General features: G+C 33.0%; 18 protein-coding genes. 7 read left to right on the top strand and 11 right to left on the bottom strand.

From position 1 onward, the window contains the following. Positions 1–23: 23 nt before the first annotated feature. Genes RM520_RS08935 through panB form a run of 3 tightly spaced genes read right to left on the bottom strand, consistent with a single transcriptional unit; the run spans position 24 to position 3,454 of the window. Positions 24–1,922 carry an adenylate/guanylate cyclase domain-containing protein gene (locus RM520_RS08935; protein ID WP_311387772.1) on the bottom strand — a complete coding sequence of 633 codons (1,899 nt, stop codon included), beginning with the start codon at positions 1,920–1,922 and terminating at the stop codon, positions 24–26. Then, positions 1,913–2,611, bottom strand: coding sequence for an RluA family pseudouridine synthase (locus RM520_RS08930; protein WP_311387771.1), 699 nt, complete (start codon positions 2,609–2,611; stop codon positions 1,913–1,915). The genes RM520_RS08935 and RM520_RS08930 overlap by 10 nt, the downstream gene beginning before the upstream one ends. Positions 2,612–2,635: 24 nt before the next feature. Beyond that, positions 2,636–3,454: a 3-methyl-2-oxobutanoate hydroxymethyltransferase gene (gene panB / locus RM520_RS08925; protein ID WP_311385361.1), complete on the bottom strand. Its 819-nt coding sequence runs from the start codon at positions 3,452–3,454 to the stop codon at positions 2,636–2,638. A 119-nt stretch (positions 3,455–3,573) separates the two neighbouring features. Here panB and RM520_RS08920 point away from each other — a divergent pair, with 119 nt between their 5' ends. Continuing rightward, positions 3,574–4,038: a nuclear transport factor 2 family protein gene (locus tag RM520_RS08920; RefSeq protein WP_311385360.1), complete on the top strand. Its 465-nt coding sequence runs from the start codon at positions 3,574–3,576 to the stop codon at positions 4,036–4,038. A gap of 8 nt (positions 4,039–4,046) precedes the next feature. On the opposite strand, the gene RM520_RS08915 is transcribed toward RM520_RS08920, so the two are convergent. Next, the gene (locus RM520_RS08915) at positions 4,047–5,471 is read right to left on the bottom strand and encodes an L-serine ammonia-lyase (protein WP_311387770.1); all 1,425 of its coding nucleotides are present in this window, start codon (positions 5,469–5,471) and stop codon (positions 4,047–4,049) included. Between the two features lie 157 nt (positions 5,472–5,628). Here RM520_RS08915 and dnaK point away from each other — a divergent pair, with 157 nt between their 5' ends. Beyond that, entirely contained in the window at positions 5,629–7,545 is a 1,917-nt protein-coding gene (gene dnaK / locus RM520_RS08910) for a molecular chaperone DnaK (protein WP_311385358.1), read from the top strand. 56 nt (positions 7,546–7,601) lie between these two features. On the opposite strand, the gene RM520_RS08905 is transcribed toward dnaK, so the two are convergent. The 5 genes from RM520_RS08905 to RM520_RS08885 form a co-directional block, all read right to left on the bottom strand. Continuing rightward, entirely contained in the window at positions 7,602–8,231 is a 630-nt protein-coding gene (locus RM520_RS08905) for a response regulator transcription factor (protein WP_311385357.1), read from the bottom strand. A 583-nt stretch (positions 8,232–8,814) separates the two neighbouring features. Then, positions 8,815–10,455 carry a PorP/SprF family type IX secretion system membrane protein gene (locus tag RM520_RS08900; RefSeq protein WP_311387769.1) on the bottom strand — a complete coding sequence of 547 codons (1,641 nt, stop codon included), beginning with the start codon at positions 10,453–10,455 and terminating at the stop codon, positions 8,815–8,817. Between the two features lie 86 nt (positions 10,456–10,541). Beyond that, entirely contained in the window at positions 10,542–11,678 is a 1,137-nt protein-coding gene (locus tag RM520_RS08895) for a TolB family protein (protein ID WP_311387768.1), read from the bottom strand. Positions 11,679–11,841: 163 nt separating this feature from the next. Continuing rightward, positions 11,842–12,564 (bottom strand): 23S rRNA pseudouridine(2604) synthase RluF, encoded by a 723-nt coding sequence (rluF, locus tag RM520_RS08890; protein ID WP_311387767.1) that lies wholly within the window; start codon positions 12,562–12,564, stop codon positions 11,842–11,844. Between the two features lie 104 nt (positions 12,565–12,668). Beyond that, entirely contained in the window at positions 12,669–13,379 is a 711-nt protein-coding gene (locus tag RM520_RS08885; RefSeq protein WP_311385353.1) for a Bax inhibitor-1/YccA family protein, read from the bottom strand. Between the two features lie 213 nt (positions 13,380–13,592). On the opposite strand from RM520_RS08885, the gene RM520_RS08880 reads away from it, so the two are divergent. From RM520_RS08880 to RM520_RS08860, 5 genes are all read left to right on the top strand, one after another. Continuing rightward, positions 13,593–14,237: a hypothetical protein gene (locus RM520_RS08880; protein WP_311387766.1), complete on the top strand. Its 645-nt coding sequence runs from the start codon at positions 13,593–13,595 to the stop codon at positions 14,235–14,237. 91 nt (positions 14,238–14,328) lie between these two features. After that, complete coding sequence (locus RM520_RS08875; protein ID WP_311387765.1) at positions 14,329–15,957, top strand: hypothetical protein; 1,629 nt, start codon at positions 14,329–14,331, stop codon at positions 15,955–15,957. Between the two features lie 83 nt (positions 15,958–16,040). Beyond that, positions 16,041–16,718 carry a hypothetical protein gene (locus tag RM520_RS08870; RefSeq protein ID WP_311387764.1) on the top strand — a complete coding sequence of 226 codons (678 nt, stop codon included), beginning with the start codon at positions 16,041–16,043 and terminating at the stop codon, positions 16,716–16,718. Continuing rightward, entirely contained in the window at positions 16,654–18,129 is a 1,476-nt protein-coding gene (locus tag RM520_RS08865; RefSeq protein ID WP_311387763.1) for a hypothetical protein, read from the top strand. Before RM520_RS08870 ends, RM520_RS08865 begins: the two co-directional genes overlap by 65 nt. Before the next feature lie 11 nt (positions 18,130–18,140). Next, the gene (locus tag RM520_RS08860; protein ID WP_311387762.1) at positions 18,141–19,253 is read left to right on the top strand and encodes a DUF748 domain-containing protein; all 1,113 of its coding nucleotides are present in this window, start codon (positions 18,141–18,143) and stop codon (positions 19,251–19,253) included. A gap of 22 nt (positions 19,254–19,275) precedes the next feature. Here RM520_RS08860 and RM520_RS08855 read toward each other — a convergent pair whose 3' ends face one another. Then, the gene (locus RM520_RS08855; RefSeq protein WP_311387761.1) at positions 19,276–19,944 is read right to left on the bottom strand and encodes an ion channel; all 669 of its coding nucleotides are present in this window, start codon (positions 19,942–19,944) and stop codon (positions 19,276–19,278) included. Beyond that, positions 19,944–21,020: an adenylate/guanylate cyclase domain-containing protein gene (locus RM520_RS08850; protein WP_311387760.1), complete on the bottom strand. Its 1,077-nt coding sequence runs from the start codon at positions 21,018–21,020 to the stop codon at positions 19,944–19,946. The genes RM520_RS08855 and RM520_RS08850 overlap by 1 nt, the downstream gene beginning before the upstream one ends. Positions 21,021–21,022 lie beyond the last annotated feature (2 nt).

Here is a 21,022-nt window from a genome sequence, read left to right as displayed (position 1 = left end):
GGAAAATAGATTTGGCTTACGGGCTATTTCATAATATGAATTTCAATAGCATCATTCCTTCCTCTAACATTTACTTTATCGGTTTCAAAATTTTTAGGGCGAATAGATTTTGAGATTGAATTGAAAATAGTATTTGAAATAATCAAACTTGCCCCGTATGACTTATTCAACTGTTCTAATCTACTAGCGATAATTACCGGATTGCCCGTAATGGAGAACTGTTTGCGATTAGTATTGCCAACATTACCGATAACCACTTCACCAGTGTGGATACCAATGCCGATATCAAATGGTTCAACCTCTTTTTCTTTTATTCGAGTTCTTAGTTTATTCAATATTGCTATGGCAGCTAAATATGCTTGTTCACAATGATTTGCCTTTGAATTCGAAATACCAAAAGTCGCCATAAAACCATCTCCCAACAGTTGATTAACGATTCCTTCATATTTTTGAATACAATCCAACATAGGACCAAATGCTTTATTCTGAAAAGAAATTAATTCACTGGCTGACAGTTTTTGAGCTAGTTTGGTAAATCCCCTAATATCCAAGAATAAGATACTTACGATACAACGCTGTCCGCTAATGGCTTTTTCAGAGCTGAGAAGTTCATCAGCCACCACCGTAGATACTTGTTCTTTCAATAATTTGGTGATCCGATTTTCTGCTTGAGAGAGTTTTGTATTGGCGATATCTAATTCGGAATAGGCAATTTCAAGTTTTTTGTGCTTTCTTCTTTTTGATAAAAAGAGGGAATACCCCAAGATTGCACTTATTAACAAAATGAGTCCTATGAAGTACAATGTTTTCTTTTGTTGTTCTTGTTTTTCAATCTCCGTTTCAGATTTTTCTAAGTTTAATGCGGCAATATTCTTTTGTTGGGTCAATAATAGAATTTCCTTTTTTCGCAATTCACTTTCGGCCGCTGTTTGAACACTATCTTCAAATAGATTTTGTGTTATTTGTTGATATAATTGATAATAACGTAGTGATTTTTGATATTCGGCTTTGTTTTCAAATGATTTGGCCAAATCTTGATATTGGTCTTTAATAACAAGCAGAGAGTCTCTGCTTAAAGAGTCCACCTGTATTTTCAAGAAGGTTGTCGTGCTTCCAATTTTTTTTAAAGCCTCTTTTTCTTTAATGGCATTTTCTAAATACGATTTACTTTTTTGATGCATATTCAAGCTATCATAAAGACTCGCTACTTTTAACTGTAGCTCAGTAATCGCCTTTTCATCTCCTTTATTTTTATTGAGGTTTATCGCCGATTCATAATTTTCAATGGCCGATAGATATTTTTTGTTCTTTTCTTTAGTTTTTGCCTGTTTTAAAAGTGTATTAATTTTCAGTTGTTGACTCTGACTTCTTATGGAATTACCTAGCTTAATATTGCTAAGGGTACGATTGATAAAGTTTGGTTTCAGTTTCCCAATTTGTTCTAAGGAATCTAGTTTAAATTCAAACTTCAGAATGACTTTAGTAATACTAGAATCATGCAGGCTTTCATTAATAGTTTTAAGACTTTCTAAGTTATCGGCAAAATCAAAATATTTTTCTTTTTTGAGGTTTATTGCAGCAATCTGATAAAAGGCGAGAGCGATGTTATGGTTAACATCTTCTTTGTTATCAATATCATATAAATTTGTTCCCAACATTTCGGCTTGCCTAGCATATCGTAATGATTTTCTACCATTGGAATCTTGATAGAGCCTCGAAAGTCCGTTAAGAACTTTCAATTTATGAATTCCATAAAGGGAATTTAACTGTTTTTCTTTGGCCAAAAGAACTTCTTCGGGGTCTTGCGCAATCACAAACCTAAAACAGCACGTAATTAAAATTATAAGAAAAAGAATTGTTTTATTTACCAAAACTAAATGAACTAAAACTGTTTTCTTAAAAGTAGCTAAAATCATAAACATGCATTCCAAATTGGGTCGCTTGGAGGAGCAGCTTCAAAATGAACTTCTTCTTTCTTTACAGGATGTTCAAAGCTTAAACTTCTAGAATGTAAGTGAATGCTTCCATTTTTATTACTGCGGTCAGAACCATATTTCAGATCTCCTTTAATAGTACAATTAATAGCCGCTAATTGAGCTCTTATTTGATGATGTCTACCTGTTTTTAAGTCTATTTCTAAGAGACAATAGTTGTCCAAATTCTTAAGAATATGGTAAGTCAAGAGGGCTTTTTTGCTATTTGGAACCTCTTTAATATGAGCATAGGATTTATTTTGTTTTGGATTACGAACTAACCAATGTGTCAATAAATCTTCCTTTTTTTTGGGTTTATTTTTTACAACAGCCCAATAAGTTTTTTTTGTCTTTCCTTCAGAGAATAGTTTATTTAAACGAGGCAAGGCCTTTGAGGTTTTTGCAAAAACTACAATACCTGAAGTGGGTCTGTCTAAACGATGAACGACACCTAAATAAACATTACCTGGTTTCTCATATTTTATTCGTAAATATTCTTTAACAACTTCACTTAAAGGAATGTCCCCAGTTTTATCACCTTGAACTATATCGCCAGGTCTTTTATTTATGACAATTAGGTGGTTGTCCTCGTAAATAACATCTAAATTGGATGGTGTAGAATAAATCTTCACTGACATTTTAGCATTTTATAATATACTAGACTAATACTGCTCTTCTTCGTTTGGAAAGTCCCGACTTTTTACGTCATCAACGTATTGTGAAATGGCTGAACTCATTTCTTCATATAAGTTCATGTACCTTCTTAAAAAGCGTGGATTAAACTCATGTGTCATTCCTAATAAATCGTGCACAACTAAAACTTGTCCATCAACACCATTTCCTGCTCCAATACCAATCACAGGAATTGAAACACTTTCTGCAACTTGCTTAGCTAATTCAGCCGGTATTTTTTCCAGTACCAGTCCAAAACAGCCCAATTTTTCAAGCATTTTAGCGTCAGACTTTAATTGCTTGGCTTCTGCTTCTTCTTTAGCACGAACTGTATAAGTACCAAATTTATAAATAGATTGTGGTGTTAATCCTAAATGCCCCATTACTGGTATTCCGGCATCAATAATACGTTTTACAGAATCTTTTATTTCTTCGCCACCCTCAACTTTTACAGCATGACCACCGCTTTCTTTCATAATGCGAATTGCAGAACGTAGTGCCTCTTTTGAATCACTTTGATAACTACCGAACGGAATATCTACAACAACCAAAGCTCTCTTTGCAGCCCTAACTACCGAACTAGCATGATAAATCATCTGATCTAGTGTAATAGGAAGCGTTGTCTCATGACCCGCAATAACGTTACTTGCAGAATCACCAACTAAAATGACATCCACTTTGGCAGCATCTACAATTTTAGCCATAGAATAATCATAAGAAGTCAACATGGAAATTTTTTCTCCGTTTTGTTTCATTTCAATTAGTGATTTTACCGTCACTCTTTTATATTCTTTCTTGGCTACTGACATTCGATATAATTTGAAAGTTAAATGTAAGCAGATTTTGTCATTCCTGTGAAAACAAGATTCTTTTTCTTAAATTGTTTCTTAAGTTCATATAAGTTGATTTTCGCAATATATATATCCTAATGAAGAAAATTATTTTAATAGTTTTAGTACTACTTGGTGTTACAAGCGTAACTGCACAAGAAAAAGAAGAAACTGCAGTTAAGAGAGTCGTTGAAACATTTTTTGAAGGCTTTCATAAACAAGATTCTGTGTTAATGAAAAGCGTTTTAGCACGCGAAGTAGTGCTTCAAACAACAGGGCGTAATAAAGAGGGTAAGACTCAATTTAAAAATGAAAAAATAAACAGGCTGATTACTTCTATTGTAAGTATTCCAGACTCGGTATCCTTTGAGGAAAAACTCACATCATGGTCCATACAAGTTGATAGAACCATGGCCAATGCTTGGGTTGGTTACGAATTCTGGTTAAATGGTCAATTTTCACATTGCGGTATTAATTCGTTTCAAATGGTCAATTTTGATGGTGAATGGAAAATTATTTATTTGATTGACACTAGGGGTAAATCCGGATGTTTGAAAGAGTAGAGCACCTATCAACAATCACTTAAAAACACACCTACCGCTAAACCACCTTCTGAGGTTTCTTTATATTTAGTATTCATATCCTTAGCAGTCTCCCACATCGTATTTACCACTTTATCAAGAGGCACTTTAGCCTGTTTAGGGTCCGTATCCATTGCCAACTCAGCCGCATTAATTGCTTTTATAGCACCCATTGAATTGCGTTCAATACATGGTATTTGAACCAAGCCGCCAATTGGATCACAAGTAAGTCCTAAATGATGCTCCATGGCAATTTCAGCGGCACATAATACTTGTTCTGGAGTACCACCCATCAGCTCAGTTAAAGCACCCGCAGCCATAGCTGAAGAGACTCCAATTTCGGCTTGACAACCACCCATTGCTGCAGATATCGTGGCTCCTTTTTTAAATATGCTACCTATTTCGCCTGCTACTAATAAAAACCTTTTAATGTCATCAAAATCTCCATCGTGATTCTCAATGACCAGATAATACATTAAAACTGCAGGAATAACACCTGCGCTGCCATTTGTTGGCGCGGTTACTACACGACCTAATGAAGCATTTACTTCATTTACAGATAAAGCAAAACAACTTACCCACTTCAAAATCTGGCGAAACTTTACCTCAGTTTCACGTATGGTTTTTAACCATTCCAAGGGTGTGGTATAACTTAATTCTCCTTTTAATTTTTGATGAATTTCATAAGCTCTTCGTTTTACATTCAGGCCACCAGGTAAAATTCCTTCCGTATGGCAACCAGTATACATACATTCTAACATCGTATTCCATATCTGACGAAGATTGGTATCTATTTCTATATCATTACGCAATGATCGTTCGTTTTCTAAGACCAATTCAGAAATAGTTTTATTTTCAGCTTCACAAAAATCTAGTAGTTCGGCCCCAGTTTTTATTGGGAAAGGAAAAGTGTTGAAAACCTCTTTATTTTCTTTAGCATGAATGCGGTCTTCCTTGACCACAAAACCACCACCGATGGAATAGTAGGTTTCTTCTATAATTGTTTCATCATTCAAGAAAGCAATAAAACGAATTCCGTTAGAATGAAATGGTAAAAACTCCCTTAAAAAAGTAATGTCGGTTTCAAAATTGAAAGGAATCAATTTTTCATTACCTAGATGTAATTCCTTTTTTTCTTTGACTCTTGAAACGGAACTCGTAATAGATGTGATAGGAATATTCACTGGGTCTGCACCTAATAGACCTAAAATCACGGCGACATCTGTTGCGTGACCTTTACCAGTCAAGGATAATGAGCCATAGAGGTGAATTTTAATATTTTGAACACTATCAAAAACATTATTTTCACGTAATTCTTGGAGCCATCTTTCGGCAGCACGCCACGGACCCAGGGTATGCGAGCTTGATGGACCTACACCAATTTTCAACATGTCAAAAACACTGATACATTCCATTGATTAGGTTTATAGTTCAAAGATAAGTAGCTCAAATCTAGTTTTTACAAAAATTATTATGCAGAATATGACACCTTGGCAGATTTTATGTCATGGCATAATCATTGTCCTTTGAGAGATGATAAAAATATGAAGTTTAAAAATCTAATATAAAAACATGAGTAAGATAATCGGAATAGATTTAGGGACAACGAACTCTTGCGTTTCCGTAATGGAAGGTAATGAACCAGTTGTAATTCCCAATGCAGAAGGTAAAAGAACAACACCTTCTGTAATTGCATTTGTAGAAGGTGGTGAAATTAAGGTTGGAGACCCTGCAAAACGTCAGGCTGTTACTAACCCACATAAAACCATTTATTCTATTAAAAGATTTATGGGTAATAAGTTCTCGGAATCTTCTAAAGAGGCGAAAAGAGTACCTTATAACGTAGTAAAAGGAGATAACGATACACCAAGAGTTGATATTGATGGTCGTATGTATTCTCCACAAGAATTATCAGCTATGATTCTTCAGAAAATGAAGAAAACTGCTGAAGACTATTTAGGTCAAGATGTTACAAGAGCCGTAGTTACTGTACCGGCTTATTTTAATGATTCGCAACGTCAGGCAACTAAAGAAGCAGGAGAAATTGCTGGTTTAACTGTAGAACGTATTATAAATGAACCAACAGCTGCTTCTTTGGCATATGGTTTAGATAAGAAAGATACTGATCAAAAAATTGTTGTTTTTGACTTTGGTGGTGGTACCCATGATGTTTCTATTCTTGAATTAGGAGATGGAGTTTTTGAAGTATTATCCACCGATGGAGATACACACTTAGGTGGTGATGATGTAGATCAAAAAATTATTGATTGGTTGGCTGAGGAGTTCAAGAATGATGAATCAATGGATTTACGTGAAGATGCCATGGCATTGCAACGTTTACGTGAAGCTGCTGAAAAGGCAAAAATTGAATTATCTTCTTCTGCCCAAACTGAAATTAATTTACCATATGTAACTGCAACTGCTTCAGGCCCTAAGCACCTAGTTAGAACATTAACTAAAGCTAAGTTTGAGCAATTAATTGCAGATTTAGTAAAACGTACAATTGAGCCTTGTCAAACGGCTTTAAAGTCAGCTGGACTTTCAAAAAGTGATATTGACGAGATAATTTTAGTTGGAGGTTCTACAAGAATACCAGCAGTACAAGAAGCAGTTGAGAATTTTTTTGGTAAAAAACCTTCGAAAGGTGTAAATCCAGATGAGGTTGTTGCTGTTGGTGCAGCTATTCAAGGCGGTGTTTTAACCGGTGATGTTAAAGATGTATTGTTATTAGATGTTACACCACTTTCTTTAGGAATTGAAACTATGGGTGGGGTAGCAACTAAATTAATAGAGTCGAATACAACCATTCCGACCAAAAAGTCTCAAGTGTTCTCTACGGCCGCAGATAATCAACCATCAGTTGAAATTCATGTACTGCAAGGAGAACGCCCAATGGCTGCTGATAATAAAACTATAGGAAGATTTCATTTAGATGGAATTCCACCGGCACAAAGAGGTACTCCTCAGATTGAAGTGACTTTTGATATTGATGCTAATGGTATAATTAAAGTTTCAGCAACTGATAAAGCTACTGGTAAATCACAGGATATTAGAATTGAGGCTTCTTCTGGATTGACGGATGAAGAAATTCAAAAAATGAAAGCAGAAGCTGAAGCTAATGCTGAAGCTGATAAGACTGCTAAAGAAACGGCTGACAAATTGAATGAAGCTGATGGTATGATTTTCCAGACTGAAAAACAGTTAACTGAATTTGGAGATAAATTGTCTGATGACAAGAAAAAACCAATTGAAGAAGCTTTAGAAGAATTAAAGAAGGCTTATGAAACTAAGGATTTGGCTGTCATTTCACCTGCCTTAGAGAAAATAAATGAAGCATGGAAAGTAGCATCAGAAGAAATGTACAAAGCACAAGCTGAGGCACAGCAGGCTGGGGGAGACCCTACTGCTAATGCAGGTGGAGATGCTGGCGCAGGCAGTTCTTCTGAAGGTGATAATGTTGAAGACGTTGATTTCGAAGAAGTAAAGTAACGGTCTTTTCATATTAAATTAAAAAGCCCTGACTTAACTGGTCAGGGCTTTTTAGTTTATGAAGCTTCAAGAATTCTTAGCTTCTCAAGAGCTTCAGACTTGGAGTTAACATTGAGTTTGAGATAAATATTTTGAATGTGAAAATTTACAGTACTCGGGGTTACAAAAAGTTTATGGGCTATAGTTTTATAAGTTGCACCTTGGCTTAAGAATTCAGCGATTTGATTTTCTCTCTTAGAAAACGATTCATATTTCTTTTTTTGAAATGTAGCAATCACTTTTTTAGCAACATCATAGCTTAAAGCTGCACCGTTGTGTTTAACAGAAATTAAAGCATGAAAAAGACGTTCTTTTGAAATTGGTTTAGTGAGATACCCATTTGCACCAATTTTAAATGCCCTTTTTATTAATTCAAAATCACTTTTTGAACTTGCAATAATGATCTTAATTGTAGTGCTCTTTTTTCTAAACCTTTCAATACCATCTATACCTGAAATACCTAATAAGGAAACTTCAGATATTATAATGTCAGGTAGGTTGTTCTGGTAATTAATTAATGCAGCGTTAACAGTTGTGTATGTTTCTACAAGCAAATAATCAGGATCATGTATAAAATAATTTTGATACCAATCATTCATTTTTTCGTCATTGTCAATGACAATAACTTTAAGTGGAAGTTTTTTCATAATAGTACGATTTGGGGTTAATATTTTTGAGTGTTGTTTTTTAAAACAGCTTAGAGTAATAGAACTTGAATAACATAAATACCCAATAAGTTAGTTTCATATTATATATATGATACCAGCCTATTGATGAATTAAATTCAATATAGTTTATACTCTGAAAGATGTAAGAATTTGATAGAATAAGGCGCAAGACACCAATATTTCCATTAGAATATGTTAATTAAGCAGAGGGGGGCTAAAATATGATTTGAGGGTTGCAATCAAAATAGCATTTTTGTAGGAGTTGTAAGATTTCATATTACGGGATTTTCGGGGTTTGAAAATTTATTTGAGTTATTTTCTATAGACAATATATATTTTTTGATAATTTATCAAAAAGAAATGTAAGTATTTTCGTCCAACGGAATGTTGAATTAAGGAATTCTCAGTTTATCCCACAAAAAAGGTCGTCTCTTCAGACGACCTTTTATCAAAAGCATTCGGTCCATTATGAAACTAATGTCCTAAAAATCAACCCCGATTTCCGTAAGCTTCTGGTAATTTGTTGATGCTCTTTTGCTGGTTTTAGTTTTTCTAGTTGTAACTAATCAAAACTAATGTCAGCTGTAGCCATAGGATTATAAACTTCCATTATCCATTTTTCTTTTTCATAAGCACCTTCTAAATGATTAACATGTGCTATTGATGCATCATCTTTTGTTTTAAAATCTGCTAAATAAACGTAGTGCAGCCCATTCTCTTTGTTATAAAACTGTTTAGCATTTAACCCCTCTTTATGAAGTTTTTCCATAAATGATTTTAAGTAGGTTTTATTTTTGAATACATTGGCTATTAAATAATAACCAGATTCTACGCCAATTAAATCAGATTTATTCTGCGCTTTAATCATTGAATCATCAAATAATTGACTTCTATTATTTTTTAATTTATTGTTTTTTGATGAGTTTTCAGCTACTCCAGTGTGTGCATATTTACTTCTAACTTTTTCTTTAGGTAATTTTTGTTCTTGCCTCATTTCATGTCTTAATAGGCGTACCATAGTTTCAAAGCGTCTTTCAAACATTCTATCCCTAGCACGCTCAATGGAGTCTTGTCTTAAAATCAATTCATCTAATACTAACCTATTCTCAAAAGCAAGTGAATTGTCATCTTTAGATACCATACTTTCATTTTTCATTTGTTGTCTTAACTCAACCAGTTGCTCTTCATAATTACGCACTATTTCATCAACTCGTTCATCTTCTGAACTGGCTATATTTACATCTATCCCCAGACCTCTATATTCATCATTAAATGAATAGGCAAGTGATAATTCATGGTTCCACCCAAGATTATCTCCTACAGCATCTAGATTCTTTTCCATCAAATATCCAAGTGAAAGTTTTTTGTTAAGATTAAAGCCAATCCCTGAAGAAAACCCGTAAGTATTGTCATAAGTAGATTGTACCCAACCAAGTTTAGGTAAGTCTAGTAAAAAAGAACCTGTATATGATATTTCTTTGTTAACATTAGTGCCAAATTGTACAATCGGCATTAAACGACCATTCTCTAGAATACCTCCAGAACTTTTAAACTTATGAGTATACTGGAGCATAGTTGTCATACTTTCATAATTAAAATTGGTAAAAAGTTCATCAAGTGTCTGGTTATAACTTACCATATCTCTGAAGAAGATACCAAAGTCAAAACTGCCCATTGTAAGATTGATACCGGGTTCTATGTTTATTTTATTCTCTTTGCGAGCGTCTTCCAAGATTGGGTCGTTTTCATTCGTAACAATTCTATTTTTATCTAGCCCTTGACTTAGATAATTAACATTCGCTCCAAATGCTAAAGCACTTTTCTCTCCTAGTTTAACTGCCGTTGCATAGTTTGCATTGAATCCAAATTCTTGAACAATGCCAGACCACCTTCCATAAATACCTAATCCAAGAGCTGTATTTTCGTCAAGTTTGTTACTAAAACCTAAATAATAGTTTTGGTTATTGTCTTCATAACCTGAATATTGATTTCTCATTAAAACATTCAAGTATGATTTGTTTTCTCGAACCAATGAATAAGTTGGATTTATTAAGAATCGATTAAAAAATAATTGGTTATGAAATGGGGTCTTAATACTATATTGATTAGAGGTCTCTTGTGCCTTAAGAGCAAGTGGTAATAGTACCAAAAACGTCATAATCAATATGTAAATTTTGAGATGATAAGTTTTTGAATAGATCATATTATCGGGGTTTTTGGGGAATTATATTCTTACGCTATAAGCTGATGTTTTAAATATTCATAAACATAGTCTAAAATGATATTCCACTAATTGTCGAACATTGTTGATGAATAATCTGTTTCAGTTTTATCGTTAAGTACTTTCATTAACTTATTATCATCTTTCTCAATATTAAAATCTGAACCAGATGTAGAATAAGTAATAGCAATTTGACTAACCTTGTTTTTTGAACCGCGGTTAGACATTACATAACCCATACCTTTTTCGGGTGACAATGCTATTGAAAAATCATCATAGGGACTATTAATTTGATTTCCAAGATTAATAGACTTACTAACCTTATTTTTATCAATTTGAACAGCAAATAAATCTAAACCTCCATAGCCTTTTCGTCCATCTGAAGCAAAAAAGAGTAAAGAGTCATCAGATAGTTCAGGGTAGAGGTCATTCTTTTTGGTGTTAACATTAGGACCTAAGTTTTTAGCAATACCCAAACTCCCATCTTTTTTTATTTCTGAAACATAAATATCATATTTACCATAAGTACCTGGCATGTTTGAGGCAAAAAATAAACGGGATCCATCAGCTGAAACTGTTGGGTGTTTAGCTGAGTAATACTTTGGACAAACCGCTAACTTTTTAAAGTTAGTCCATTTCCCATTAATGTTTTCAGCTCTATAAACTTCATGTATTATTTCCTTTTTTGAAAAAATACCATACTCTGGCTTTGTTTGAACCGGCTGACTAAAAAAGGCAATGTTGCCGTTTTGAGTAACACTAAGACCTGGTGCAAAATCACTAGTGTCAACAAGCCTATTTTGGCTCAAAGCTACATTTGAAACCTCAGAAGGTTTTTTAATAACATAATCATTTTTAATACTTTTCATCCAATCTTTTTTAGAAGATGGTTCATTAGTTGAAGTCAAGCTATTCAAGGCAAAATCATATCTTTCTTTATAGCTTTTGGGAATAGTTTCCGCGTGTGCGATTTTAAATAGCTTTTCATACCAAAAGGTAGCGGCCTCATAATTTTCTCGCAGAAAATTGACATTTCCAAGGTCTTGAAAAATTTCAATTTCAGAATAACCGAGTTGTAAAAGTTCCAAATAATCATCAATACGTTGGGTATTTTCATTCTGATTATTGATTTGCGCATTAGAAGTTGAAAAAACTAATAACGCCACGAAAGCAAAAGCAATTTTGTTAATTGGGGAACGTTTCATAATTGTAGATTTAGGACGTTAATACACCACAAATATCTACAAAGATTTGAAGGAAATACTTATGAATTTTTCATAGGTTTTACTTTTTAACGCCATAATATGCGTTATATCGATGTTTTGACTAAATATAACGAACTGACTGGTCTACCTTTTTTGATAAAAATTAGAAGTGTGTTTTTGACGAATCTGATACTAATCTATTGATTTCTTTTAGCTCAAGCTCTGATAAATCACGATACTTGCCAGGAGGAATATCCAAGCTAACATTCATAATTCTGACCCGTTTTAATTTTCGAACTCTATAATCTAAATGTTCACACATTCTTCGAATTTGTCTATTTAAACCTTGAGTGAGAACTATTTTAAATTGTTTTTCATTAATTTTTTCAACCTCACATTTTCTAGTAACAGTATCAAGAATTGGAACTCCATTTCGCATTTTGGTAAGAAAATCCTCTGTAATTAGTTTGTTAACATTTACTATATATTCTTTTTCATGTCCATTACGAGCCCTTAATATTTTATTTACTATATCTCCATCATTGGTCATAAAAATTAAACCTTCACTTGGTTTATCAAGTCTACCTATTGGAAAAATTCGAATTGGATAATTAATGAAGTCAATTATATTGTCTTTTTCGACTCTTGTATCGGTAGTACAAACAATGCCTACGGGTTTGTTAAATGCTAAATAAACAGGTTTTTCTTGGGACTTAGAAATAAGTTCTCCATCAACTTTTACCACATCTCCTCCTATTATTTTAGTACCCATCTCCGGTACTTTGCCATTGATGGTTACGCGACCTTGTTCAATTAGTTTATCAGCTGCTCTTCTCGAACAATAACCAGCTTCACTCAAGTATTTATTTATTCTGGTTTCTTTCATGAAATCTTATAAAAATTGGAAATTAAGCGAAGATAATTTTAAAAATAACTATAAAAAAAGCCCACTTGTATAAAGTGGACTTTTGAATAAGAACGTTAGGTATTTTAATCGTTCGATAAAATACTTAGTATATACCAGAATAGTAACATGAGTGAAGCAAATAAACCAAGTGAAGCTGCTACATGTTGATTTTCATGATATTTATGTATCATGTTTGATGTTTGGTAAAGAATTGAACCAGAAGCCAATACAACCATGCCAACACTAAACCATAAGCCTAAATCAAAACCGAATAGTGTGCCTGCTATGATAAGACCTAATGCGATAAAAAAACCTATAGTTAGGGCAGATTGTAAAAATGAAAAATCTTTTTTAGTGATGAATACAATTGCTGAAAGGCCTGTAAATAATGATATAGTTAAAATGGCTGCTTGGTATAATATATTGAAAGCCCCACCGTCTGCGATAACTACAGCCATAAAAATTAATGGAATAAAAATAAAAGCTTCAGCAATCACATAAAGCACTAAGCCTGCATAATGTGCTTGTACATTATCACTCTTAAGAGCTAGTTTTTCCGCATAATTTGTGACTAACATAAAGCCTCCTAATAAAAGTAACCAGCTAATTCCTCCGGTCAATGAGATAGCAAGTTCAACAATGGCAGGAATTTGAAAAAAAAGCGTTTCCACTAAAATGAATAGGAGAACTGCTCCAGCCAAATGAGCATAGGTTTTTTTGTAGAAGGTCACTCTTGTTTGGTCATCAAGTTGACTAATTACAGGTGGTAAGTTCGGAATTTCTTGGTTTTCCATAGATTTGGGTTTTTACGGGTTAGAACTAAAAAACGAGATTTAACCATTACAAGTATTTAGTACGTCTATTAATCGATAAAAAGCAGAAAAATTAAATTTCTACTTAAAATCAATTCGCTTTTATCCAAAAACTATCATATTTAAAAACTATTTATTTTAAAAAGTAGATTTAGTATAAAATCGTATTTTTAAATCAAATCAAAAATTGGTGCGATGAGAGTATTAAATGTTTTAGTAATTTGTTTTGTTTTTCTCTTAACAAGTTGTGGTAGTTCTTATCTGACAAGTTCAGAGAATGTTAGTAAGACAAAACGGGAGTATGATAAAGTATTAGTCGTGGGTCGTTCAAAGGATAATACATCACGGATTAAATTTGAGAGTGAGGTGGTAAAAACACTCAAAGAAAATGGGGTTGATGCAAAAGCATCTTATGAAGTTGAAGGAACAAAAGATTTAATGAATAAATTATCAGAAAGTCAAATTCAATCACTAAAACAAAAATTGGTGACTCAAGGTTTTGATGGGGCTATTCTTACTAATCTGATTAATACCGAAGAATATACGGATGTTTTGCCTGGCAGCACTTCTACAGCTTATGTGCCGGCTAGATATGGTCGTTTTGGACGTTACGTGGGCTATTATCCAATTACAACATGGGAGCCTGATGAACTCAAAACAGGTATAAAATATGTTTTTGAAAGTAGCTTTTATAACCTTTCAAAAAAAACAGGTGATAATTTAGAATGGGTAGGTCGATTTGAACTTAAGGATCCATCTTCCATCGAAAGAACTACGAGTATTTATTCGAAAGAACTAGTACAAGCACTTTTAAAAAATAATATTCAAACAAAGAAATAGAAATTTTTGAATTGTAAAAACTAGGGTTTGAGAGTGGACCTTAGAATAAAGAGCCACAAGAGCATGTGTTCAGACCGAATAAACAAAAACGATGTTTAAAAATAAACACTTAAGAGTTTGGTTTGTTTTTTTGACTCTAGTTGTTATGCTAATCGGGTTTGGCTTTATTCAAACTAAAAAAACAATTCAAAAAGCACTTGACAATCAAATCATACTACTTAATAAAACCCAGCCGTTATATTTAGCTTATGATAAGCTAGAGATTTCGTATTTAAATCGTTCATTTCATTTGAGTGACGTTGTTCTTCTTCAAGATAGCTCGAGTTTAGACTTGAATACATTAAATCCGCATACATTTATTAAGGATATTAAGGTTAAAAATTTTGAAGTTTTACCCTTGTTATTAAACAAAAAGCTAGAGGTAGAAGAGTTTGAAGTTACAGGTTTAGAGGTAGTATTTAAAAAGGGTGGAATTTTAGAACAAAGATTAAGTCAAAAAACTAAAAAGAAGACATCGCTTCAAAAAAAAAGTGGTTTAAAAGAGCTTTCAATTTCAAAATTTAAAATAGTTGATTTCCAAATAGTTCATTTTGATGAGATAGCAAATGATACTATTAATTCGCTTAAAGGAGATTTAATAGCAATTAAGGATATATTATTCACTAGTGGTTTAGATAAAAAAGCCATTTCTATTAAGACTGACGATATTGTTTTAGAACTAAATAATATGTTAGTGACCTACGGGTCAATTAAAGAAAAAATTTCACTGTCCAACGGTTTAATGAATTTGGGTAATGGTTATTCAAAATTTAGCAATTTGAAGTTGGGTAATCTCAATATTTTAAAGAAAAAAGTGGCCATTAGCATCTATACTAAATCACCAAGTTCTTTTGATATTCCAACGTTGGAGGTTTTTGGTTTGGACACGGCTAAGCTTTTTAAAAAATTTGATTTAATGGCGGATAGTGTTCTAATTGATAAAGCTAAAATCACCATTCTAAAAGATTCAAACAAGCCTTGGAATAAGAAGGTAACTAAACCAATGCCGCAACACGTTTTAAGAAATTCAAACAAGGAATTTTGGATTAAAAAAGTTCAAATAAAAAATTCAAGTCTAGATTATTTCGAAATCATCAATGAAAAAGAAATAGTAATTAACCTTGAAAATGTGCATTCAACAATTTTAAATTTGGGCTCGGCAAAGTCAAGATATAATGATTTGGAGCCTCAGAATATTGATATGTCATTGACCGCGAAAGTTTTTAATGAAATAGATTTCTACCTTAATTTAAAACTAATTAATCCGCTTCACAGTAATTTTTTCACTTTCAAAGGACATACTGGTCCATTTAATTTTGAATCGTTTAATCCAGTAATGGTTCCTTCATCAAATATAAAATTTGAATCTGGTCGAGTCCATAAGCTTAATTTTAATGGCCAAGGAAATGCCACCTCTACAACTGGAGATTTTGTAATGCACTACGAAAATTTGAATACTATTGTACTGCGCAAAGATGCAATGCTTACTAATAAGACATTTTCATGGATAGCGAATTCTGCAGTAAGAAAAGAGAACCCTAAAAATGGGAAGCTTAAAACTTCTGAGATACAGTTTCAACGAGTTCCTTACAAGGGTTTTGGTAACTACATCGTAAAGTCAATTGAATCAGGTCTTATTAATTCTGTATACCCCTTCGGAAAAAGAAGGCATAAAAAATAAATTTTTATTATTAAAATCACCATCAAATATTTTTCATTATCTAGATTCCTTATCTTACGTAGTATATTAAATCAATTAGAACCATGAAAAAATTAGTATTTGTTTTAATTACATTTTTAGTGTTGTCATGCTCATCTATAAAGGTTTTAGACACTTGGAAAGGTGACAATTCGAATATAACCAAGTTTAAAAACAAAAATGTACTGGTGCTGGGTAGAACAGCGGATGACCATTCAAGAATCGCTTTTGAAGAAGCGATTGCCAACAACTTGAGAGAACAAGGAATAAAGGCTACCGAAAGTTTTATTAAAGCTCCAAAAATTAATCCTAAGCAAGAATTCACCAAAGAACGAATTGAGTTTATTAAAAGTCTAATGGCTAGCGAGGGATTTAATGCAATTGTAATTACATCTATTAAAGACAAACAACAAATAACTAGATCAACCAATAGTGGTATCTATATGGGCGCGACCTATGGAAATTATTATCCGGTCGGTTATGGTACTTTCTACGATTACTTTGCGCTGCCTTATATTGGAGGATCCTATTACAGTGCTTATGGGGATTACATTACAAATTCAGGTAGCACCACGACCGAAACAAAATATATTCTTGAAACCGCAGCATATAATCTTGATGAACCAAAAGAAGGCCAGTTAGTTGCGATATTAACCACAAGTATTAATAACCCAAAAGATGCGTACAAAACTGCTGATGCCTATGTTCAAAAACTGGTTTCCGCTTTCGAAAAAGCGCAATAAGTTAAAAAAGGCTTACTTATTCTTGACTGTAGTTGTTTTTAGCAGTCATGGTGTTCTCCTTGCGCAAGGAAATTATAGGCTAGAAAATTTTGGAAATAAATCAATACTCCTAAATGGTAACGTCACCGGTACTGTAAGTGATTTAGGTTTGAGCTACTATAACCCTGCAAGATTGGGTTTAGTAGATAATCCTTCATTTGCAATTAGCGCCAAAGCTTTTGAATTAAGTAATATTAAGCTTGAAAACACATTCGGAAATAGTGAACGTGTTAAGAATTCTAATTTTAATGGTATTCCGACCATGGTTGCCGGTACGTTTGAAATCAAGAACTTCCCAAAAGATAAGTTTGCCTATTCTTTTATTTCAAGATACCGTAATAGATACGATATAAACTATAGTTCAGGATTAGTTAATGGAGATTTTATAAATGGTTCAGATGGTAATGAAGATGTACTTTCAAGAGCTAATATAAATACAGATTTAAGAGAAGAATGGATAGGGCTTACTTGGGCAAAACCAATAAAAAGAAATTTTAGTGTTGGGGCTTCTCTATTTCTGTCTATTTATAATTACTCTGGTAGTTCTAATGTGAATTTTGCTGCAAAAAATGAGCAAGATAATGTGTTGTTGTATGATAATACGATAGGCTATGAGCAAAAGACTTATGGATTGTTTTTAAAATTAGCCGCAGCTTGGAAATCTGATGATATCGAGCTAGGCTTTAACTTTAACTTACCACATTTAAAACTTTTAGGGAATGGAGGTTTTAGTGGGGAAGAGATTTTATCGGGTACGAATAATGATATTTTTAATTTAGCAGAATTTGGAAATTTAGATTCTAAGCGTAGAACAGCATTGGGCGCCTCATTAGGGGCCGGCTTCAATTTAAATAAGAACAAAATCCATGCGAATATAGAATGGTACAATGGGGTTGAAGAATATGAAAGACTTGATATAAGTACTTTAGATTTAAATGCTTTTACTAATCAAGACTTTAATTTTAACGAGTCGCTTAAACCAGTTGTCAATTTTGGTGTTGGGGCCGAAATATATTTAAATGATATTTGGAAGGCCTATTCAAGTTTTTCGACTGATTATTCGGCATATAAAAATCAAACTACCGTTTTCAATTTGATTAGTTCTATTAACGAAGAGGCTGATACTAGAACTAACTATTGGCATTATGGTCTAGGGCTTAGCGCAAATTTAAGTTGGGCAAGTTTTGTTTCAGGTGCTATTTTATCAACAACGAGTGCAGAATTTGCCAACCCAATAGATTTTCCGTCTGGTGAATTGGAAGCTGTAGAGAATGAAATTTCTAAATTAAGCCTAAATCGGTGGCGATTTATAATTGGAGTGGAGATTCCACTATTTGTTGAAAAAATTGAAAAGACTTTAGGAGGCCTATAAACCGTATAACATTGAAAAAGAATACATCTAATAAAAGGTTTTGGTTTCGCAGAAAAATAGTAGTTATACCAATCTCTATTATTCTATTACTATTGATTTTTAGAATAGCATTGCCTTCCATTTTAAAACACTATACCAATCAAGCCCTTCACAATATTCCCGGATATTATGGTGAAGTAGCTGCCATAGAGGTTGGTCTTTTTTCAGGAAAATATATTATAGAGAATTTATATATTAATAAGATAAATGCTCAAACTCAAATCCCATTTTTAAATTTCCCCAAATCTATTGTGGCCTTAGATGTAAATGAAATTCTGAAAGGAAACATTGTAAGTGATATTTATTTAGCAAACCCAGAGATAATTTATATTCTTTCGGATCACAATCAAACCGGAAATAATCCAGAGCCAGAATTGGATGATTGGTCTAAGGCATTGACGGAAATTGTGCCTATAGCGATTAACGAACTAAAAGTTGAAGGTGGTAAATTTGGCTACGTAGAAATTAACACAAAGCCAAATATTGACTTACATATTCAAAATATTAGTCTTACTGCTTCTAATTTAAGAAATACCAAGTCTATAAATCAGGGTTTACCATCGAGCGTTGTAGCGATTGGAAATACAGTAGGTGGCGGTGAATTGCAAGTCGAGGGAAAAATGGATTTAATTCAACAAATTCCTGATGTTGATATTGCCTTGACCATACGCAATGCAAACGCCATGGCGTTAAATGATTTTACTAAGCACTATACAGGAATTGATTTTGCTAGAGGAACTTTTGAGATGTATGGAGTATTAAAAATAGATGAAGGCTATGTTAACGGTTTAGTTAATCCTTCATTTATTAATTCTAAATTTATTGGTAAAGGGGATAAGTTTTTAAGTGTTCTATGGGAAGGCTTTGTTGGAATGTTTAAATTTTTAATCAAAAACCATAAAAACAATAGTATTTCAATGAAGGTCCCTTTTAAAGGCGACTTAAATAAGATAAAGACAAATAAGATGAGTGCCTTTCTTAGTCTTTTTGAAAATGCTTGGATTAAGGCTTTTCATCCTGTTGGTACGAAAGACGATAAGTCTAAAAGTCATAAAAAAACTAAACAAACCGCTAAGTCAAATTAGTATGGACTTTATTACCAAATTTTTATTTTGAATGAGTAATGTATTTTTCTACTACAACAGCGGTAATAATTACCAAATAAAAATTACCAATTAATCCTACTAAAATAACCGCTTTTTGGGCTAGTCCAGTTACCGGAATTATATCACCATAACCGATTGTCATTAATGTTATGAAACTGAAATACATCAGTTTTTCAGTAATCAGTTCGGGTTGTTCAGCCAAGGCCAGCATTGGAGGCCCTTGAAAAGAATTATGATACACCATTTCAATGGTCATGAAAATAAAAAATCCAATAAGCCCCAAAGAAATGAAACCACTCATTAAACCGTAAATAACATTTTTATTTACTTTTTTAACCAGCCACACTTGCTTAATGATTTCAAATGTGACCACTAAATAAAACAAGAAATACCCTGCCAAACGTAAAAAATCTAAAGTTTCATTCTTTTCACCAATAAGGGTTGAAATGATAAATAGAATTGCACTTAAACCCAAAACAAAGACGCAAAACCATACCAAACGTGGTCTTTTTGAAATTAAAATGATTCCTGCTAATAAATTAATTAAAAAGAGTATCGGGTCTAAGATGTTTTCAAAAATTGTTTGAGGTACAATCAAAGAACCAAATAAAATAGCTAATTGGCTGAATAAAAATAATTCAAAACGATATTTATATAATAATTTTTTCATTAGGTCATTTCAACAGTATGAATTTTGACTTCTTGTTTCTTCCCTTTCAATAATACATCGCCAAGATGTCTGGTAGAAAAAAAATCATCTCGATCAAGGTCTTTCAATAACTTTTCAGAAATGAGTATTGGTACTTTATGTGCGTTACATTCCGCTTGAATCCGAGCCGAAGTGTTTATAACGTCTCCGTGATACGCCACTTCCTTTTTTACAACCCCGACTTCGGCAACCATAAGTATTCCTCCGTGCAAACCTGCTTTAAACTCAGGTGAAATTCCATATTTGTTGGTATAATAATCTGTTTTATCAAAAAGCTTTTTCCTAAAAGTGAAAAATAGCCTGACGCAATTATTGTTCGATAACCCCTTCTGGTAAGGCCAACTTAAAACGGCCTCATCACCTACATATTGATAAATTTCAGCATCGTACTCGGGTACCACTTCATTTAAATCATAAAAGCAGTCCTGTATTAGTTGGCTATACTTGAAATGCCCTAATTTCTCGGCAATAGTAGTAGATGATTTTAGGTCCAAAAACATAAAAATGCGTTTCTCTTCTTTTGGTTCTTTATATTTTCCAAAGAGCATTTTTACAAAAACACCCTTCCCAAATTTATCGTTGGCAATCTGAATAAATGAAAAACCCAAGGCGGCAATGTTCATATAGATGATAACGGTCCAAAAGGTTTTATCTTTTCGCCACCAGCCAACTGCATTATCAATTTTTAAACCATAAATAGTATTGCTAATTTCAATGGTTATTGTTGATAGAATAATTATAAAGATTAGATAAATAAGCATACTTATAAAAAGGTTGAGGCCAATAGAAATTCTTTTTGAAAGGTATTTATCTAAAAAGAATTCTATTAATGCACTTATTATACCGATGAAAAATCCAAATAACGCAAAAATTGGTAAAATACGAGACCCTTGATGTTCAGGCCCCGTTGAAATACCCTCTTCTTCTCCTAGGCCGTAATATCGAAAAATGGCGAAAAGTGTCATGGCAAATGTCCAGAATACTATAGATTGCCAAAGATGTTTATATAGATATTTTAAAGATAAAGTTAGTTCCATTC

Source organism: Croceitalea vernalis (assembly GCF_031846405.1).
Taxonomy (GTDB): Bacteria; Bacteroidota; Bacteroidia; order Flavobacteriales; family Flavobacteriaceae; genus Croceitalea; species Croceitalea vernalis.
This window is presented reverse-complemented; position numbering and strand designations above follow the sequence as displayed.

What these genes read in the sequence shown, in the direction of transcription:
- RM520_RS08855 (WP_311387761.1), bottom strand. Translation starts at nt 19,944, where the DNA reads ATGAAAAAATTATTATATAAATATCGTTTTGAATTATTTTTATTCAGC.
- RM520_RS08920 (WP_311385360.1), top strand. Translation starts at nt 3,574, where the DNA reads ATGAAGAAAATTATTTTAATAGTTTTAGTACTACTTGGTGTTACAAGC.
- RM520_RS08915 (WP_311387770.1), bottom strand. Translation starts at nt 5,471, where the DNA reads ATGGAATGTATCAGTGTTTTTGACATGTTGAAAATTGGTGTAGGTCCA.
- RM520_RS08885 (WP_311385353.1), bottom strand. Translation starts at nt 13,379, where the DNA reads ATGGAAAACCAAGAAATTCCGAACTTACCACCTGTAATTAGTCAACTT.
- dnaK (WP_311385358.1), top strand. Translation starts at nt 5,629, where the DNA reads ATGAGTAAGATAATCGGAATAGATTTAGGGACAACGAACTCTTGCGTT.
- RM520_RS08900 (WP_311387769.1), bottom strand. Translation starts at nt 10,455, where the DNA reads ATGATCTATTCAAAAACTTATCATCTCAAAATTTACATATTGATTATG.
- RM520_RS08850 (WP_311387760.1), bottom strand. Translation starts at nt 21,020, where the DNA reads ATGGAACTAACTTTATCTTTAAAATATCTATATAAACATCTTTGGCAA.
- RM520_RS08905 (WP_311385357.1), bottom strand. Translation starts at nt 8,231, where the DNA reads ATGAAAAAACTTCCACTTAAAGTTATTGTCATTGACAATGACGAAAAA.
- rluF (WP_311387767.1), bottom strand. Translation starts at nt 12,564, where the DNA reads ATGAAAGAAACCAGAATAAATAAATACTTGAGTGAAGCTGGTTATTGT.
- RM520_RS08870 (WP_311387764.1), top strand. Translation starts at nt 16,041, where the DNA reads ATGAAAAAATTAGTATTTGTTTTAATTACATTTTTAGTGTTGTCATGC.
- panB (WP_311385361.1), bottom strand. Translation starts at nt 3,454, where the DNA reads ATGTCAGTAGCCAAGAAAGAATATAAAAGAGTGACGGTAAAATCACTA.
- RM520_RS08875 (WP_311387765.1), top strand. Translation starts at nt 14,329, where the DNA reads ATGTTTAAAAATAAACACTTAAGAGTTTGGTTTGTTTTTTTGACTCTA.
- RM520_RS08880 (WP_311387766.1), top strand. Translation starts at nt 13,593, where the DNA reads ATGAGAGTATTAAATGTTTTAGTAATTTGTTTTGTTTTTCTCTTAACA.
- RM520_RS08930 (WP_311387771.1), bottom strand. Translation starts at nt 2,611, where the DNA reads ATGTCAGTGAAGATTTATTCTACACCATCCAATTTAGATGTTATTTAC.
- RM520_RS08895 (WP_311387768.1), bottom strand. Translation starts at nt 11,678, where the DNA reads ATGAAACGTTCCCCAATTAACAAAATTGCTTTTGCTTTCGTGGCGTTA.
- RM520_RS08935 (WP_311387772.1), bottom strand. Translation starts at nt 1,922, where the DNA reads ATGTTTATGATTTTAGCTACTTTTAAGAAAACAGTTTTAGTTCATTTA.
- RM520_RS08865 (WP_311387763.1), top strand. Translation starts at nt 16,654, where the DNA reads ATGCGTACAAAACTGCTGATGCCTATGTTCAAAAACTGGTTTCCGCTT.